This is a genomic window from Nocardia suismassiliense, from assembly GCF_900269665.1.
Classification (GTDB): Bacteria; Actinomycetota; Actinomycetes; order Mycobacteriales; family Mycobacteriaceae; genus Nocardia; species Nocardia suismassiliense.
The window spans coordinates 8,808,284-8,825,349 of record NZ_LT985361.1; the positions used below are offsets into that span (position 1 = coordinate 8,808,284).

The 17,066-nt window shown below is 68.1% G+C and carries 15 protein-coding genes; 3 read left to right on the forward strand and 12 right to left on the reverse strand.

Going from position 1 to position 17,066, the window contains the following annotated elements:
- Nucleotides 1–129: 129 nt before the first annotated feature.
- From DBO33_RS39535 to DBO33_RS39545, 3 genes are all read right to left on the reverse strand, one after another.
- Nucleotides 130–996: a sugar phosphate isomerase/epimerase family protein gene (locus DBO33_RS39535; protein ID WP_107660987.1), complete on the reverse strand. Its 867-nt coding sequence runs from the start codon at nucleotides 994–996 to the stop codon at nucleotides 130–132.
- Nucleotides 997–1,124: 128 nt separating this feature from the next.
- Nucleotides 1,125–2,699: a hypothetical protein gene (locus DBO33_RS43745; protein WP_199856896.1), complete on the reverse strand. Its 1,575-nt coding sequence runs from the start codon at nucleotides 2,697–2,699 to the stop codon at nucleotides 1,125–1,127.
- 25 nt (nucleotides 2,700–2,724) lie between these two features.
- Nucleotides 2,725–3,756 (reverse strand): Ppx/GppA phosphatase family protein, encoded by a 1,032-nt coding sequence (locus tag DBO33_RS39545; RefSeq protein WP_107659582.1) that lies wholly within the window; start codon nucleotides 3,754–3,756, stop codon nucleotides 2,725–2,727.
- A 143-nt stretch (nucleotides 3,757–3,899) separates the two neighbouring features.
- On the opposite strand from DBO33_RS39545, the gene DBO33_RS39550 reads away from it, so the two are divergent.
- Both DBO33_RS39550 and DBO33_RS39555 read left to right on the forward strand, forming a co-directional pair.
- Complete coding sequence (locus DBO33_RS39550; protein ID WP_107659583.1) at nucleotides 3,900–4,697, forward strand: hypothetical protein; 798 nt, start codon at nucleotides 3,900–3,902, stop codon at nucleotides 4,695–4,697.
- Nucleotides 4,698–4,775: 78 nt separating this feature from the next.
- Nucleotides 4,776–5,108 carry a hypothetical protein gene (locus DBO33_RS39555; RefSeq protein WP_234391286.1) on the forward strand — a complete coding sequence of 111 codons (333 nt, stop codon included), beginning with the start codon at nucleotides 4,776–4,778 and terminating at the stop codon, nucleotides 5,106–5,108.
- Nucleotides 5,109–5,175: 67 nt separating this feature from the next.
- Here the strand turns inward: DBO33_RS39555 and DBO33_RS39560 are convergent, their stop codons facing one another.
- From DBO33_RS39560 to DBO33_RS39570, 3 genes are all read right to left on the reverse strand, one after another.
- Nucleotides 5,176–5,865, reverse strand: a complete 690-nt coding sequence (locus DBO33_RS39560) for a response regulator transcription factor (protein WP_069160635.1) — start codon at nucleotides 5,863–5,865, stop codon at nucleotides 5,176–5,178.
- On the reverse strand, nucleotides 5,862–7,097 hold the full coding sequence (locus tag DBO33_RS39565) for a sensor histidine kinase (RefSeq protein WP_107659584.1): 1,236 nt from the start codon (nucleotides 7,095–7,097) through the stop codon (nucleotides 5,862–5,864). Before DBO33_RS39565 ends, DBO33_RS39560 begins: the two co-directional genes overlap by 4 nt.
- 276 nt (nucleotides 7,098–7,373) lie before the next feature.
- Nucleotides 7,374–7,781, reverse strand: coding sequence for a winged helix-turn-helix transcriptional regulator (locus DBO33_RS39570; RefSeq protein ID WP_107659585.1), 408 nt, complete (start codon nucleotides 7,779–7,781; stop codon nucleotides 7,374–7,376).
- A 90-nt stretch (nucleotides 7,782–7,871) separates the two neighbouring features.
- Between DBO33_RS39570 and DBO33_RS39575 the strand changes: the two genes are divergently transcribed.
- A complete protein-coding gene (locus DBO33_RS39575) occupies nucleotides 7,872–8,534 on the forward strand; it encodes an NADPH-dependent F420 reductase (protein ID WP_107659586.1) in 663 nt (220 codons plus the stop codon).
- 94 nt (nucleotides 8,535–8,628) lie between these two features.
- On the opposite strand, the gene DBO33_RS39580 is transcribed toward DBO33_RS39575, so the two are convergent.
- The 6 genes from DBO33_RS39580 to mshA form a co-directional block, all read right to left on the reverse strand.
- Nucleotides 8,629–10,659: a CocE/NonD family hydrolase gene (locus tag DBO33_RS39580; RefSeq protein WP_107659587.1), complete on the reverse strand. Its 2,031-nt coding sequence runs from the start codon at nucleotides 10,657–10,659 to the stop codon at nucleotides 8,629–8,631.
- A 205-nt stretch (nucleotides 10,660–10,864) separates the two neighbouring features.
- Nucleotides 10,865–12,922, reverse strand: coding sequence for a CocE/NonD family hydrolase (locus DBO33_RS39585; protein ID WP_107659588.1), 2,058 nt, complete (start codon nucleotides 12,920–12,922; stop codon nucleotides 10,865–10,867).
- A gap of 394 nt (nucleotides 12,923–13,316) precedes the next feature.
- Nucleotides 13,317–14,054 carry a phosphoglyceromutase gene (locus tag DBO33_RS39590; protein ID WP_107659589.1) on the reverse strand — a complete coding sequence of 246 codons (738 nt, stop codon included), beginning with the start codon at nucleotides 14,052–14,054 and terminating at the stop codon, nucleotides 13,317–13,319.
- A gap of 93 nt (nucleotides 14,055–14,147) precedes the next feature.
- Nucleotides 14,148–15,053: an ROK family protein gene (locus DBO33_RS39595; RefSeq protein ID WP_107659590.1), complete on the reverse strand. Its 906-nt coding sequence runs from the start codon at nucleotides 15,051–15,053 to the stop codon at nucleotides 14,148–14,150.
- The gene (locus tag DBO33_RS39600; RefSeq protein WP_107660990.1) at nucleotides 15,050–15,547 is read right to left on the reverse strand and encodes a type III secretion system chaperone family protein; all 498 of its coding nucleotides are present in this window, start codon (nucleotides 15,545–15,547) and stop codon (nucleotides 15,050–15,052) included. Before DBO33_RS39600 ends, DBO33_RS39595 begins: the two co-directional genes overlap by 4 nt.
- A gap of 5 nt (nucleotides 15,548–15,552) precedes the next feature.
- Nucleotides 15,553–16,974, reverse strand: coding sequence for a D-inositol-3-phosphate glycosyltransferase (gene mshA / locus DBO33_RS39605; protein WP_199856897.1), 1,422 nt, complete (start codon nucleotides 16,972–16,974; stop codon nucleotides 15,553–15,555).
- Between the last annotated feature and the right edge of the window lie 92 nt (nucleotides 16,975–17,066).

Here is a 17,066-nt window from a genome sequence, read left to right on the forward strand (position 1 = left end):
GCGTCGGCGATCAGGCTTAGTGATACGCGGCGTTCGTACAGCGTAGAACGAGCGGGCTCGGCATGCGCATTCCCCTTGGCCGGACGGCGGCGATGTGCGTCACAGTACTGAATCAGGCGTGGCGCCGAATCAGGCGTGCCGGGCCGTGGTCGGCGCGGGCGCGGTCTGGCCGTTGAGATGCAACCGCGCGAAGGCGAGCGTGCGGTGCAGCATGGCCGCGCGGGCCTGCGTGGTCCGCGCGTTCTGGGTGTTGATCTCGGCGACCGCCTGACCGGCGAAACCGTTGCGTACCAACGTGTCACACACCTCGACGCACGGCTGGGTGCCTTCGCCGGGCACCAGATGCTCGTCGTGCGCGGCGCCGCGGCCGTCGGCCAGATGCAGGTGCGCCAGGCCCTGCCCCATCCGGGCGGCCAGCGCGAGGGGATCCGCACCCGCGGTGGCGGTGTGCGAGAGATCGAGCGTGTAGTGCTCGAAACCGGTGTCGGTCGGGTCATAGGACGGACTGAACGCGGTGAGCCCGACGCCAGGCCCGCCCCGGCGCTCCAGCCGCTTGACCGACCGGGCGCCGCGCCCGAAGAGGGTGTCGGCCCGCATCGGGAACATGTTCTCCACCGCGACGATGACCGAACTGTGTTCCTCGAGCTCGGCGACCTGGTCGGCGAAGTTCTCGGCGTAGCGCCGCTGCCAGCGGAACGGCGGATGCACCACCACGGTGCGCGCGCCGAGCGCCTCGGCGGTGCGCACGCTGCGTTCGAGCTTGGCGACCGGGTCCGAGCCCCACACCCGCTGCGAGATCAGCAGGCACGGCGCGTGGATCGCGATCACCGGCACGCCGTACTTGCGGGCATAGGACTGCACGGTGGCGATGCTCTGGCTCGCCGGTTCGGCCCAGACCATCAATTCGATGCCGTCGTAACCGAGTTCGGCCGCGTACCGGAAGGCCGCCTCGGTGTTCTGCGGGTACACCGACGCGGTGGAGAGCCCGACGAGGATCTGGCGCCGATCCGGCGCACCCCCGGACTCCCCCGGCGCGACCGCCGCGGGTCGCGCCCCGGCAGCGGGGGCGCGGTGCACCCTGGTCTGGTCTGCCTGTCCGGTTTTCCCCACTGGCGCTCCCTGCCTCAGTTCGTACTGAGCAGAAAGGCTAGCGGTCCCAGCGTCACGAAGACGCCGACGACGACCGCGATCACAGTGCTCAGCACGTCGTCGGTCCGGCGCAGGATCCGTACCAGCGCCACCAGACCGAGGATCACGATCATCGCCAGGGCCAGCGCCACCCAGGGGAGCATCTCCCACATCCGCTCGAAACCCTTGAACAGCAGCATGCCCGCGACGGCCGCGCCGGTGCTCTGACCACCCAGGATCATCCACTGGCGGCGGTTGGCGTCGTACTCGGCCTTCCTGGCCGCCCGGGCCGACCGGCGCGGCGTGGCGTGCTCGGACTGCTCGTCCTCGTCGAGGTCGTCGAGGTCGTGCTCGGCGTCCAGGTCGACCGGCTCGAAGAAATCGGTTTTGCCGTCGTACATCTCGAGCTCATCGACCGGGGCACGGCCCGAATCGCGTTTGCCGCGACCGCGTTTGCCCCGTCCGGCGGCGTCGGCCGCGCGTTCGGCGCCCGCGCGTTCGGCCCGCTCGACACCGTCCCGCAGCAGATCGCCCGCGACCGTCTGGCCGGAAACGAGCTGCTGGTCCTGACTGGCCAGCGACCAGGCGGCGGTCGAAATACCCTCGACCTCGGGCGGCGGGTCGTTGCGTTGCGGCGCATCGGGTTTGCGTCTTCGCGCCGACCAGGCGGGCAGGGCGCCCTCGGCAGATCCGTTGCGCTGTGGTGCTCTTCGCGGTGGTTCCGGCGGCGGCTCGGGCGTCGGCGCCCACGGTGCCGTGGCTCGCGACTCCGGCAGTTCGGGCTCGTAATCCGCGGCCGACGGCGACCACGCGGCGGTCGACGGTGCGGCCTCTTCGGCCTCGGCCTCGGCGGCGCGACGCCGGGCGGCGCGGCCACCGGTGGCGCCGTTGCGCTCGGCGCGGCCGTTGGTCGCGCCCCGCCCGCCCTGGTCGGGCGCGGCGACCTCACGCAGCGGGCGCACCTCGGTGGTGGCGTCGTCGTGGTCGTCCTGCCTGCGGCGGCGACCGGAGCGCGGCGGCTCGTCGGCTACCGGGTCGCTCGCGTAGGGATTGGGCGACGGGGCGTACGGATTGGGGGACGGCGCATACGGGTTCGGCGAGGGGGCGTACAGGTCGTCGACCGGCGTGCGCGAGGACAGCGGATCGGCGGGGGCACCGTGCCGCGAGGCCGGCATCTCCCGGCCGGGCATCACCCGGTTGGATCGGCCCGGCAACGGGTCGGCGGCCGGCTCGGGCGGGGCGTACGCGGCGAGCGGGTCGTACATCGAGATCGGCCCGGAGATCGGTGAATAGGCCGCGGGGTCCGGCGCGGGTGGCGCGTATGAGACAGGTTCCGGCGCAGGCGGTTCGTAGGCCGGAGCCTCGTAGACCGGTTCGTCGGGCACGTCGGCGTCGGGCGCGGCGTGCGAGGAGTGACCGCTGCCGATGACAGGCATGTCACCGGTCAGCTCGGCCACCGAGATCCCGCGACCGCCGCGGCGGCGTCGGCCGCCACCCGCGGAAGACGCGCCCTGCTGCCCGTTGCGGGCCAGCAGCTCGGCAACCGATAGCTGTTTGGAATCGTCGCTCATGATTTCGCCTCGCCGGCGCGCCCATTCATGACGACACCGTCCCTATCGGCCCCGGTAGCACGGCAGCACCGAGCACCGGGTCGCCGCTGTCGGTCGCCGGGCCCGGTAAGCAGGTTGCTCGGGGTCCGCCATTCATGTCGGTATCCAGTTTGCGCAGGATCAGTCCTTCTCGCAGCGCCCATGGACAAATCTCCAGGGATTCCAGCGATAGTGCCCGCATACTCGCCTCCGCGACCAATGCGCCAGCCACCAATTGCTGTGACCGATCGGAACTTACGCCTTCCAATTCTGCACGGTCCGCGGCCGTCATCCGCGAGATGAACGCAATCAGCTGACGCAGACCTGAGCTGGTGAGTGTACGACGCACCCGCGGGCCCGCCGCCGAGGGTGCCGCTCCGGTCAGCCTGGCCAGCGAGCGGAAGGTCTTCGAGGTGCCGACGGCCAGGTCCGGTTTACCGGCGTCGAGCAGCTGTTTGGCGGGCAGCGTCAGCTCCGCGTCGAGCCAGTCGCGCAGCACATTGACCCGGCGCTTGCCCGGCGGATCCTCGCGCAGCCACTCTCTGGTCAACCGTCCGGCACCGAGCTGCAAGGACAGCGAGACATCGGGTTCTTCGTCGCCGCCGTTGGTCATTTCCAGCGAGCCGCCGCCGATGTCGAGATTGAGGATGCGTCCCGCGCTCCAGCCGAACCAGCGGCGCACCGCGAGGAAGGTCAACCGCGCCTCGTCGACACCGGAGAGCACCTGTAAATCGACGCCCGTCTGCGCGCGGACCCGGCCGAGCACGTCCTCGGAATTAGTCGCCTCGCGCAGCGCGGAGGTGGCGAACGGCATCAGCTCGACGCACCGGGAAGTCTCAGCGATGCTGGCGAATTCGGCGACGGTGGCGATCAGCCGCTGGGCGCCCGCCTCGGTGATCCGGCCCTCGCCGTCGATGTTCTCCGACAGCCGTAAAGTGGCCTTGGTAGAGCTCATCGGCATGGGGTGACCACCCCGATGCGCGTCCACCACCAGCAGGTGGACGGTATTGCTTCCGACATCGAGTACCCCAAGCCGCACAAGAACACGGTACTGGGTGATCCGGTCCTATAGGTTAAGCGACTGAACTGTTAGCGTTCCGAGGTGTGACGGTAGGCGCATCAGCGAGTGGGCCGGCGCGGCCCCGACCAGCGGGGAAGATCGATCCGAGTCCCGAAGTCGACATGGATTTCCCCCGCGAATGGATCGAGTTCGTCGATCCAGCAAACGACGAGCATCTGATCGTCGCGGATCTGACCTGGCTACTGTCGAGCTGGACGTGCGTGTTCGGCACCCCGGCCTGCCAGGGCATCATCGCCGAGCGCCCCGATGACGGGTGCTGCTCGCACGGCGCGTTCCTGTCCGACAAGGAGGACCGCAAGCGCCTGCAGAACGCTGTGAAAATGCTCACACCAGCGGATTGGCAGCTGATGGGCGAGGCGACCGACGCCGCGGGCAAGGTCACCAAGAAGGGTTACCTGGAGCTCGACGAGCTCGAAGACGAGCCCGCGCTGCGCACCCGCCGGTTCGACGGCGCGTGCATCTTTCTCAATCGGCCCGGCTTCGCGGGCGGCGTCGGCTGCTCGCTGCACTCCATGGCGCTGCGCCGCGGCATCGAACCGCTCGAGGTGAAGCCGGACGTGTGCTGGCAGCTGCCGATCCGGCGCACCCAGGAGTGGGTGGACCGGCCCGACGGCGTGCAGATCCTGCGCACCACGGTCACCGAGTACGACCGGCGCGGCTGGGGTGCCGGCGGCGAAGACCTGGACTGGTACTGCTCCGGCTCGCCCGATGCCCACGTCGGCACGCGGCCGGTGTGGCAGTCCTACGGTCCGGAATTGAAGGAGCTGCTGGGCGCTCCGGCCTACGACGAACTGGCCAGGCACTGCAAGCGTCGAGCGGGGCTGGGTCTCATCGCGATTCATCCGGCGACGGTGCACGCGGACCGGATGCGTGACAGTTCGAACACCGCGACCGGGTGAGCCCCCGGAATGCGAGCTTGCACCCCGTTCACCTGTAGGGCATGCGATCTTCACCCGTTTGCGGTTTGATGTGCGGTCATGTCCAAGAAAGTTTTGACCCTGGCCGCCGTTTCGCTCGGCGCCGCACTCTGTCTCCCCGCAATGGCGCACGCCGAGCCGAACGGTGATCCCGCCAAGTACGCCGATTTCACCGCCGACTTCCTGCCTGCCAACACCCCCGACGCCGTGAACGCCGCGAAGGTGGGCAAGAACCTGATCATGAGCCCGTACGGCACCTCGCGCACCATCGCCTGCCGCGGCACCAACGCCGCGGACGTCTACGACTGCATGCAGGAAGACGACCTGGGCTGGATCTCGTTGCGCAAGATCGACGTCCCCGGCGTCGGCCCGACCTGGACCTACCTGCCCTAAGACCTAGAACTGCATAACGAACTACGGCCGAGGGCTTCGCAGCGCCCTCGGCCGTAGTTGTGTCAGCTCACGCCTCGAGTTTGTAGCCCAGCCCGCGGACCGTGACCAGATGTTCCGGCTTGGCCGGGTCTGCCTCGATCTTCGAGCGCAGGCGCTTCACGTGCACGTCGAGGGTTTTGGTGTCGCCGACGTAGTCGGCGCCCCAGACGCGATCGATCAGCTGGCCGCGGGTGAGCACCCGGCCGGAGTTGCGCAGCAGGTATTCGAGCAGGTCGAATTCCTTGAGCGGCAACGTCACCGGCTTGCCGTTGACCAGCACGGTGTGGCGGTCCACATCCATCCGGACGGGGCCCGCTTCCAGCACGCCGCTCTCATTGGTGCCGTCCAACTCGTCGCCCGCGCCGCGGCGCAGCACGGCCCGAATGCGCGCGATCAGCTCGCGCGCCGAGTATGGCTTCGTCACGTAGTCGTCGGCGCCGAGCTCCAGCCCGACCACCTTGTCGATCTCACTGTCCCTTGCCGTCACCATGATCACCGGTACGCCGCTGCGGGTGCGCAACTGCTTGCACACGTCCGTGCCGCTCATGCCTGGCAGCATGAGATCGAGCAGCACGATGTCGGCACCGGACCGATCGAACTCGGCGAGCGCGGATGGTCCGTCACCGACAACGGTGACCTCGAAACCCTCCTTGCGCAGCAGGAACGCGAGCGGATCGGCCAGCGACTCCTCATCCTCGACGATCAACACACTCGTCATCTGCGTGCCTCCACACCATTGGGTCGGCCCGGCCCCGAGGGGCGCGGGCTTGTTTCTCTCATGCTCACCGTCGGACCGGCGGAATCCTCTTCTCCGTCGGCCTCGTGGTGGGCAGGTATTCGCAGGGTGAACGTCGAACCGGTGCCCAGCTTGCTCCACAACGTGATCTCACCGTTGTGGTTGGCAGCCACGTGCTTGACGATAGCCAGGCCGAGGCGGGTACCGCCGGTGGCGCGCGAGCGGGCCTTATCGGACCGGAAGAAACGTTCGAACACCCGCTCTTGGTCTTCCTTGGCGATACCGATGCCGCGATCGGTCACCGCCATGGCGACATGGTCGCCGCGTAGGGAACGGCTCACCGACACGTGTGAGCCGGCCGGTGAGTACGCTATCGCGTTCTCCACCAGGTTTGATAGGGCTGTGACCAGCAAGGTTTCGTCGCCGAGCACCTCGAGCCCGCTGGGCCGGTCGGTACTGACGGTGATGCCCGCGGCCTCGGCGGCGGTGCGCGAGCGGTCCACCGCCTGCATCACCACGGTGTCCACGTCGACCACTTCGAGCTCGGGCAGCTTCTCCGCACCCTGCAGCCGGGACAGCGCGATGAGTTCGGTCACCATTTTGCCGAGCCGGCGCGATTCGCCGAGTACGCGCTGCCCGAAGTGGCGCACCGCCTCGGGGTCCTCGGCGGACTCGAGCATGGCCTCGGCCAGCAGGCTCATCGCGCCGACCGGGGTCTTGAGCTCGTGGCTGACGTTGGCGACGAAGTCGCGCCGGGTGGCCTCCATCCGGGCCTGCTCGGAGTCGTCGTCGGCGAAGAGCACGGTGAAGTTGGTGTCCTCGCGCGATAGCTGGCGGGCCACGCCGCGCACGGCGATGCGGCCGCGGCCGGGCACCGGGTTCTTCGCGGTGAGGTCGAACTCGGCGGACTCGCCGGTGGCCAGCACCTTCTCCACCGCGGCCCAGGCGCGCTCGTCGAGCAGGCGGTTGCGGACCAGGCCGAGCTCCTCGGCCCGCGGATTCACCAGCACCACGTCGCGGTACTCGTCGACCACCGCGATGCCGCTCTCGGAGGCGAGCACGATCAGGTCGAGCACCTGCGACATCGTCAGGCCGGAGTCGGCCTGCCGCCTGGCCTGCTGCCTGGCGTTCATATAGGGGATAAGTAGCCCGCCGACTGCCAGACCTACGACAGCCGCAAGGACTGCCAGTAGCACGGCTTGCGGAACACTCACACTTGAATCGTACGGTCGCGTAGGACGTATCCAACTCCGGGTGCACGATGTTTCGTGCAGGTCATAGCTACTTACGACCCTGTTAGCCCGCCGTTTACGTACTGTTCCGCCGCTCCGGGACTTCGGGCCGGATTCAGGTGCGGCGTAAGTGCCGTCGGCGGGCGGCGGAAAGGTCGTCGGCGGAGTTAGCTGGTACCCGGTGAGTCAGCCATGTTCTTGCGAAATCGGTCGTCTTCTTCTGCTTCCGAAATCAATTGTCTCTGTCGGGCTTGCGGGTCAGTCGTCTTCGTCGTCCGGGCCGGCGAGGCCTGCGCTGACGGCCCGGCCGTGTTTGTCCACCCATTCGCCGAGGGCGTAGATGGGGACGAGCAGGTCTCGGCCTGCTTCGGTGAGGCGGTATTCGACGCGGGGCGGGGCCTCGGCGTAGCGGTGGCGTTCGATGAGGGTCATCCGCTCCATCCGGCGCAAGGTCTGCGTCAGCATCTTCTGGCTGATGCCGCCGATCGACGCGCGCAGGTCGCTCGGGCGCATCGGGCCCTCGCGGAGCATGTAGACGACGACCGGTAGCCAGGAGTTTCCGAAGACGTCGACGCCCATCCGGGCCGGGCAATCGGACTCGAAGTCGCCGTAGGGCGTGAACTCCACCCGTTCGGCGGTGATCGGCTCGGCGTGCACGGCGGTCATGCCACCAGCATGCCAGCGTTGTTGGGCACCCGCAGGTGCCTATCGATCTTCCTAGCGTTTGTACCGAGACCTTTCGAGCTAGGAGTGGATATGCGAATCGGAATCATCGGTGCCGGGGCGATGGCGCGGGCGCTCGGCGGTGGGTGGGTCACGGCGGGGCACGAGGTCCGCACCGGGGCCAGGTCGGCGGCCGCGGCCGAGGAGCTGGCGGCCGCGATCGGGGCGCAGGCCGGAAGCATTCGCGACGCCGCGGAGTTCGGCGAGGTGGTGTTGCTGGCGCTGCCGGTGGACGCGTTGGACGAGGTGTTGCGGACGGTCGACGGGCTGCTCGACGGGCGGACCGTGGTCGACTGCACCAATGCCTACGAGCCGGACGCGGCCGCGCCCGAGGGGGCGACGGCGTTCGTGCTGTCGGAAGAGGCTGTCGCCGAACGCATCGCGGCGGCGGCGCCGGGCGCGCACGTGGTGAAGGCGTTCAATCTGTGTGCGGCCGAGGTGTGGGAATCGGATGCTCGCGTATTCGAGCAGCGCAGGCTGGGGGTGCCGCTGTGCGGTGACGACCCGGACGCGCTGGCCCGGGTGGCAGCTCTGGTGGAAGATCTGAAGCTGCAACCGGTTTCGGCAGGCGGGCTGCATCGCGCCAAGTATCTGGAGGCCGTGTCGGTGTTCACCGTCGGGCTCTGGTTCGCGGGCGAGGACGCGCGCGCCATCTTCCCGCCGCTGGAGGCGGCGTTCGCCGTGGTGGATCAGTAACCGGTGCACCCGGCCTGAGCGCGCACTATTCGCTCATACCCCGCGGGATAGAGCTGTGATGGGCGATAAGTGCACGCTCAGACCGGGTTACGGTTTACCAGCCCGGGTTTCCGCGCACCGGGATATTCACGAAACTTGGCTGGTTCTGGTCCAGCAGCAGGTGCTGCGGGCGCAGACCGCTCTCCACCAGCAGCGGGGTCGGCGGCAGACCCTTCGGGAAGTTGCCCGCGTAGACGTCGACGCGCAGCCGATGCCCCGGCTTCAGCACCGCCTCGATGCCGGGCACCGAAATATCCAGGGCCGTCGGCTGTCCCGGCACCGTCGGCTGCCTGCTGTCCAGTGACAGGTCGGGCACCGGGTCGGTGTAGTCGCCGTTCGGCAGGCGGGTGCTGCGCGCCTCGTCGATGGCGCGCAGCGAGGCGACCAGCTGACCCGAGGACAGCACGGTCGACTGCCCGTCGGGAGCGACGTCGTTCACCGTGGCGACCCAGTACCCGTCGGTGGCGTCCTGGATCGTATTGAGCCGCACCGCGATCGGGCCGGAGATGGTGGTCGGCTCGGCGACCGGCGCGCTGGTGAAGGTGAGCCCGTTGAGCTCCTGGATCCGCGAATCGATCCCGCAGGCGTTGATGATCGAGAGCACACCGATGGTCTGCTGGGCCGCGTCGCGCGAGCACAGGCCGGTGAGACCCGGCGCGACGGTGAGCCGGTCCACGCTCGGGCTCGGCGCGGCGAACAACGAGCCGTCGTGCACGCTGGCCGCGGTCCCGCTCGGCACGGCGGACAGATACATCCGGCGATGCTCGGTGCCCGGCTGCGGGAACGAGGGCGCGGTGATCCAGCCGCCGCCCTGCTGCCGGACGGTCACCGGGCCGTATTCATCGATGCCGTTGTCGATGCCCTTGAGCCACTTGTCGAACCAGGCGCGCTGCAGCACGTCCATGCGCGGCGGCAGGCCGGGACGACCGGACTCGTTGCCGTTGCTGATGTGGTAGCCGTCGCCGACGAACAGCTGCTTCTGCCCGGGCGGCAACGGAATCCGCCGATAGACGTCGGCCTGCGAATTGACGAACACGTCGTGCCAGCCGCCGGTCACGAAGGTGGGCACGGTGATTCGGGTCGGGTCGGTCTCCCAGGCCTGCCGGAACGAACTGTCGGAGTGCAGCACCTCCTGCACCTTGGGGCTGAGCTGATTGATATCCGGCGTGATCAGCACATTCACCAGCGCGTCGACGAAGGTGAATGGATCGGCCAGCCGATCCATCAGCCACTTCATGTCGAACTGGCCGCGCAACACCGACGCCAGATCCGGCACCAGCTTGCCGCCGTTGACCGCGGCGAGCCAGGCCGGCATGAAGGTGATGCCGAAGCCGCCGCCGGGGGCGACCAAGTCCCGGAACGGATTCCGGCTCGGCACCACCGGGAAGATCGCCTTCAGCGCGGGTGGGTTCTTAGCGGCCACCTGCAGTTGGTTCAGCCCCGAATAGGAGACGCCGTTCATGCCGATGTCGCCGGTGGACCACGGCTGCCGGGCCGCCCAGTCGATCACCTCGACGGTGTCCTGCTGTTCCCGGTAACGCAGCAGGTCCCAGATCCCTTGGGAGAAGCCGGTTCCCCGGACGTCGACGACGACCTGGGTGTATCCGCTCTTGATCAGCTGCCGGTCCACGGTGAAGTTGCGCAGCAGGCCGCCGCCGAGCGCTTTGGTGAGATCGGTGATGCCGGAGAACGGCGTGCCGGACAGGTCGACGTCGCGGGCCACCTGCAGCACCGCGTCCGACAGCCACGGGATCGAGATCATGCTGTCGGCGATCATCGAGCCGAGCTTGGTGTAGGGCGTCATGTTGACGACGGTCGGCGTCGGCGTCGAAATCGGTTGTCCCGCCGCGTCGGCCGGGTGGTAGACGTTCCCCTTGAGCACGGTGCCGTCGCTCATGGTGATCGGCACGTCCCATTCGATGAAGACGTTCGGATACTGCTGCGGGCCGTCCTCGGTCGCGGCCCACGCCGCCCCGGTCGCGCCGCCGTCCGGCCCGACGGGGCCGGCCGCCGCAGAGGGCGAAAGGAAGGGGGCCAAGGCCACGGCCGCGACAACCAAGGCCGCGGTGCGGAGCGCATACCTCATTGAATCCACTCTCTTAGGGGAACGGTTGCTCTCTAACTAGAGGGAGGGAAACAGAATCGGCTGGTCCGCGCTGGAAAATCGCGAAAGTTCGTGCATGCTCACAAGCTGTCGCTCGCGAAATCAGCGGTACGCCGAAAACGCGAAAGGGCGCCTTCGCTCGAATCATTCGAAACGAAGACGCCCTTGCGAGATATTCAGGCCGGCCTCACCAACCGGGGTTTCCCCGCACCGGCACATTCACGAAACTCGGCCGATTCGGATCCAGCTGCACATGCTGTGCCTTCAGCCCGGTATCGAGCAGCATCGGCAGAATCGGCAACCCCTTCGGGAAATTACCGGCATAGACATCGACGCGCAGCCGATGGCCCGGCTTCAGCAAAGCCTCGGTGGCGGGCATGGTGATATCGAGAGTCGTCGCCTCCCCGGGCACCGTCGGCTGCCGGTGCTCCAGCGAGGTGAACGGCCGCGGATCGGTGTAGTCACCGTTGGCCGCCTTACTGCTGTTGGCCTCGTCGATCTCGCGCAGCGACGCCATGATCTGTCCGGAGGACAGCACCGTGGACTGGCCGTCCGGCGCGACATCGTTGACCGTGACCACCCAGTAGCCGTCGGCCGCGTCCTGAACCGTATTGAGCCGCACCGCGATCCGCCCGGACACCGAGGTCGGCTCGGCGACCGGCGCACTCGTGAAGGTGAGCCCGTTGGTCTCCTGGATCCTGGAGTCCTTGGCGCAGCCGTCGATGATCGACAGGATGCCCGCGCTGCCCTGTGCCGCGTCGTTGGAGCACAGGCTGGTCAGGCCGGGCGCGATGGACAACCGCGCGGTATCGCCGTTGGCGGCCGCGGTGAGCGAGCCGTCGTACACGCTGTTCGCGGTGCCACTCGGGTTGGCGGACAGGTACATCCGCTGATGCGTCGCGGACTGCGCATCGGCGGTCACGCTCGGCTCGGCGAACGAACCGGTGGTGATCCAGCCACCGCCCTGCTGGCGCAGCGTGACCGGGCCGTAGCCGTCGATGCCGTTGTCGATGCCCTTGAGCCACTTGTCGAACCACGCGCGCTGCAACACATCCAGCCGCGGCGGCAGGCCCGGCTTGGCGTACTCGTTGCCGGAATTGACGTGGTAGGTGTTGCCCATCAGCAGTTGCTTCTGCCCGGCGGGCAGCGGAATCTCGTTGTAGATCTTCGATTCCGAGTAGGTGAACAGGTCGTGCCAGCCACCGGTCACGAACGTCGGCACCTGGATCTTGGACGGATCGCTGAGCCAGCCGTCGCGCGGGCGGGAAGTCCCGGTCAGCAGTTCCTTCGCTCGCGGATCGAGGTCCTCGACGCGCGCGGTGGTGTAGACGTTGAGCAGGACATCCATGAAGGTCAACGGATCTTTTACCCGATCGGCCAGCCACTGGGTGTCGAACTGCCCGTTGAGCACCGACGCCAGATCGGGCACCAGCTTGAGGCCGTTGATGGCGGTGAGCCACAGCGGGATGAAGTTGAAGCCGAAGCCGCCGCCGGGGGCGAGCACGTCGTTCATCAGGTCGCTGCCGGGCACCACGGGGAAGATCGCCTTCAGTGCGGGCGGGTTCTGCTGCGCGGCCTGCACCTGGTTGATGCCGGAGTAGGAGATGCCGTTCATGCCGATGCGGCCGTTGGACCAGGGCTGACGGGCGGCCCAGTCGATCACCTCGACGGTGTCCTGCTGTTCGCGCTGGCGCAGCATGTCCCAGGTGCCCTGGGAGAAGCCGGTGCCGCGCACGTCGACGACGACCTGGGAGTAGCCGCTCTTGATGAGCTGGCGGTCGACGGTGAAGTTGCGCAGCTCGCCGCCGCCGAACGCCTTGGTCAGGTCGGTGACGCCGGACAACGGGGTGCCGCTCATATCGATCTCGCGGAACAGCCCGAGCAACGCGTCGGACAGGCCGGGGATGGACTGCGCGTGGTCGGCCAGGTTCGACACCAGTTTGGTGTAGGGCGTCAGGTTGACCACGGTGGGCGTCGGCGTATCGATCGGCCGGCTGGCCGCATCCGCAGGGCGATAGACATTGCCCTTCAACACCGTTCCGTCACTCATCGTGATCGGGACGTCCCACTCGATGTGGATGTTCGGATACTGCTGCGGACCGTCCTGGGTCGCCTGCCAAGCCGCGCCCGCGGCTCCGCCGTCGGGGCCGGTCGGGGCCGGTGCGGCGGAAGCGCCGCTGGTGAGGAACGGGACGAGCATCGCGGCGGCAACTGCCGCGACTGTGAACCGCAACGCGTGCTTCATCAGGAGTGATCTACCTCTCGGGCTGGTCGAACGACCAAAGTGTACATACCTACTTGTCGGTAATGACAAGGGGTAACACGTACCGATTCCGAATAGAGGTTCACATACAGCAACTCCGATGGCAATACCTCGCCCAAAGCGCTGGTAGAGCGGGTTTTGCCAGCAAACCACCTCGAGAACCAACACTTACTGTGCAATCACCCGAACTCGCCATTCACCACTGGCACTCAGCGCACCTATGTGGCGCAGAGCACCTCTGACCAGCAGAGATGCCTCTCCACGGCCGATCCCTCAGCAACTAACCAGCACGATCACGGGTCCCGTTCGATGTGCGGAAACGGCAACGCGCCGCATCCCGATTCGGATGCGGCGCGTTGCCGGGCCGGGGAGAGCGCTACTTACCGCCCTGATTGGCGACGGCGGCAGCGCCCGCGGCGGCCGCTTCCGGGTCCAGGTACTCGCGGGGGCGCACCGGGCGGAGGTTGTCGTCCAGCTCGTAGCGCAGCGGGATGCCGGTGGGGATGTTCAGGCCGGCGATGTCCTCGTCGGAGATCTGATCGAGGTGCTTGACCAGGGCGCGCAGCGAGTTGCCGTGCGCGGCGATCAGGACGGTCTTGCCGGTCAGCAGGTCCTTGGAGATGGTGTCCTCCCAGTACGGGACCATTCGGCGCACCACATCGAGCAGGCACTCGGTCTTCGGGACGTCGATGTCGGCGTAGCGGGCGTCGCCTTCCTGGCTGTACTCGTCGTCCGGGTCGATCGGCGGCGGCGGGGTGTCGTAGCTGCGGCGCCACAGCATGAACTGCTCGTCGCCGTACTTGTCCTTGACCTGCGCCTTGTTCTTGCCTTGCAGCGCACCGTAATGCCGCTCGTTGAGGCGCCAGTCCCGGATAACCGGAATCCAGTGCCGGTCGGCGGCGTCCAGCGCGATGTTCGCGGTGCTGATCGCGCGGCGCAGCAGAGAGGTGTAGACGACATCGGGCAGGATGCCGTGCTCGGCCAGCAGCTCCCCCGCCCGCTTGCCCTCGGCGATGCCCTTGTCGGTCAGGTGCACGTCCACCCAGCCGGTGAACAGGTTCAGGGCGTTCCATTCGCTCTCGCCGTGGCGCAGCAGCACGAGGGTGTACGTCATGCGGCCATCTTTCCATGTGCGGAAAATGCCGTCACATCGTTCCCCGGCGGCCCGCGGTCACCGGCTGGGCCAGGTACCGCGGGTGTCTTACGGTCAGCCGAGGTCGTCGGTGCCCGCGTCGCCCGTCGCCAGCACACCCGCGCCGACCAGGGTGGCGCCGTTGGTGATGTCGGACAGCACCACGCTGATGCCGCGCAGGAACTCCAGGCGCGCGTGCTCGGCCAGCGCCGCGCGCAGCGGATCCCACAGCGGCGCACCGGATTGCGCGAAGCCACCGCCGATGACCACGCGGTCGACGTCGAGCAGCGCCGCCGCGGAGGCGATCGCCTGACCGAGCGCGGTACCTGCCCGGTGCAGCGCCGCGAGGGCGATCTCGTCACCGCGGTGCGCGTCTTCGGCGAGTTGGATGCCGGTGCTGCCCTGCCAGCCCTGCGCGACCGCCCAGCGCACCGAGGACATGCCGCTGGCGACCGCCTCGACACAGCCGACGCCACCGCACAGGCAGGGCACATCCCAGCCGGGCACCACGATATGGCCGATATGGCCGGCGTTGCCGGTGCGCCCGAGGACCACCCGGCCGTCCGCGATGAGCCCGCCGCCGATGCCTGAGGACACCGTCAGCGCCAACCCGTTCGGCACGCCACGCAGCGCACCGACGTGATGCTCGGCCAGTGCCAGGCAGGCGCCGTCGATGGCGAATCTGATTGCCGCCGCAGGGAACAGCTCCTGTACCGCGGCGACGATCGCGAAGCCCGATTTCCATTCCGGGATGTTCAGCGGGGCGGTGATGCCGGTGCGTACGTCGACCGGTCCGGCCGAGCCGATGCCGACGGCGGTGATCGTCGCGTCACCCGCCACCGCGCGCAGCAGGTCGCGACAGGCCGCCCAGACATCTTCGCGCGGCACATTCACCCGGCGCACGTCGCGCACTTCCTTGCCGGTGTGCACCACACCGGCCGCGAACTTCGTCGCGCCGATATCGAGTGCGAGAACGGTCATCGCGGTTTATCGGCGGTGTCTACCAAGTGTTCGAAGGCGCGCAGGTTTTTCAGCGATTCCCCGCGCGAGACCCGCCACTTCCATTCCTTGCGAATGGATTCGGCGAAACCGAGTTCGAGCAGCACGTTGAAATCGGCGTCGACCGCCTCCAGGATCTGGCCGAAAACGCGGTCGAGTTCGTCGGCGGTGACGGCGTGCGCGGAGATCTGACCGACCAGGTAGATGTCGCCGACCCGGTCCAGGGTGTACGCCACGCAGTAGAGCCTGCGATTGCGGCGCAGCAGGAATTTGTAGACGCCCTCGAAGTTCTCGTCCGGTTTGCGGCAGACGAACGACTCGATGCGCACCCCGTGCTTGCCGACGGTGAGCATCACCGAGGTCTTGAGCTTGCGCTCACCGGGCAGGATGACGACGAACGTCTCCTCGCCGGAGCGGGTGTATTCGATCTCCCGGTCGCGCAGCGTCTCCTCGATCAGCTGAGCGGTTGCCTGCACCTCGTTCACCGGCGTGCTCCCATCCGGCGCCGCCACAGCGCCCGCGACCTGGCCTGATTCGGTTCCAGGTTAGTGCGTTCACCGGGTACCCACTCGCGCACGTCGGCACGCAGCGCGTTGCTGCCCCCGGTGATGCGCCCCGCGCCGAGACCGGCCCGCTCGGCCCGGAAATCGGTCAGTGCGGCGGAGTAGCTGGCGAGCAGTCCGTCGGCGGTGTGCTCCCAGGAGAAGTTGGCGGCATGCTCGACCGCGCGCCCGCTCATCCGGCGCAGGCGTTCGGGGTCGTCGAGCAGATAGCTCAAGGCACCCGCCCAATCCGGGGTCCGATGGCCGGGCACCAGCAGGCCGCTTTCGCCGTGCCGGACCGCGGTACCCAGCCCGCCGACGTCGGCGGCGAGCACCGGGGTGCCGCTGGCCTGGGCCTCGATCGCGACCAGTCCGAAGGATTCGTTGTAACTCGGGACCGCGACGAGATCGGCGGCGCGGTAGACGAGCACCAGCCGGTCCGGCGGCTGCGGCGGCATGAAGGTAACGCGGTCGGCGATGCCGAGGGCGGCGGCCAATTCGATCAGCGCGTCCGGCCGTTCCAGGCCGGTGCCGGACGGCCCGCCGACGATCAGGACACGCAGCTTATGGGTGGGATCGGTGTGCAGCACCTCGGCCGCGGCGCGCACCAGCACATCCGGCGCCTTCAACGGCTGGATCCGCCCGACGAACGCGACCACCTGCTCGTCCGCGGCGAGGCCGAGTGCCGCACGGGCCTCGGCTTTGTCGCCCGGCTGATACCGGGTCAGGTCGGCACCCGGTGGCACCACGTCGATTCGCTCTGGCTCCGCGCCGTACAGTTCGACGAGCTGGCGGGCCTCGTCCGCGGTATTGGCGACCAGCCGATCCGCCTCGGCGATCACCTGCTTCTCGCCGATCTCGCGAGTCAGCGGCTCCGGACAGTCACCGTCGGCGAGCGCGGCGTTCTTGACGGCGGCCAGGGTGTGCGCGGTGTGCACCAGCGGCACCCGCCAGCGGTCCCTGGCCAGCCAGCCGACCTGACCGGACAGCCAGTAGTGCGAATGCACCAGGTCGTAGTAGCCCGGCAGATGGCGCGCCTCTTGGCGCAGCACTTCCGCGGTGAACGGGCAGAGCTGGGTGGGCAGATCGTGTTTGTCGAGGCCTTCGAACGGGCCTGCCACCACGTTGCGCACGAGCACGCCGGGGCCCGCTTCTTGCACGGGCGGCAGATTGGAGGCGGTGGCCCGGGTGAAGATCTCCACCTCGGTACCGCGTCGAGCCAGCTGCAAGGCGGTTTGCAGCACGTAGACGTTCATGCCGCCCGCGTCGCCGGTGCCCGGTTGAGCCAGGGGTGAGGTGTGCACCGATAGCACGGCGACACGGTTCGGCCGTAGGTCCGGGCGTTGACTCACACTATCCATAGTGCACGTTGCATTCCCGGCCTCCATGCCGTCACGCTGCCAAGTGAGAGCTATCACAGACGATTGGTGAACTCACTCACAACTGGGCGGCG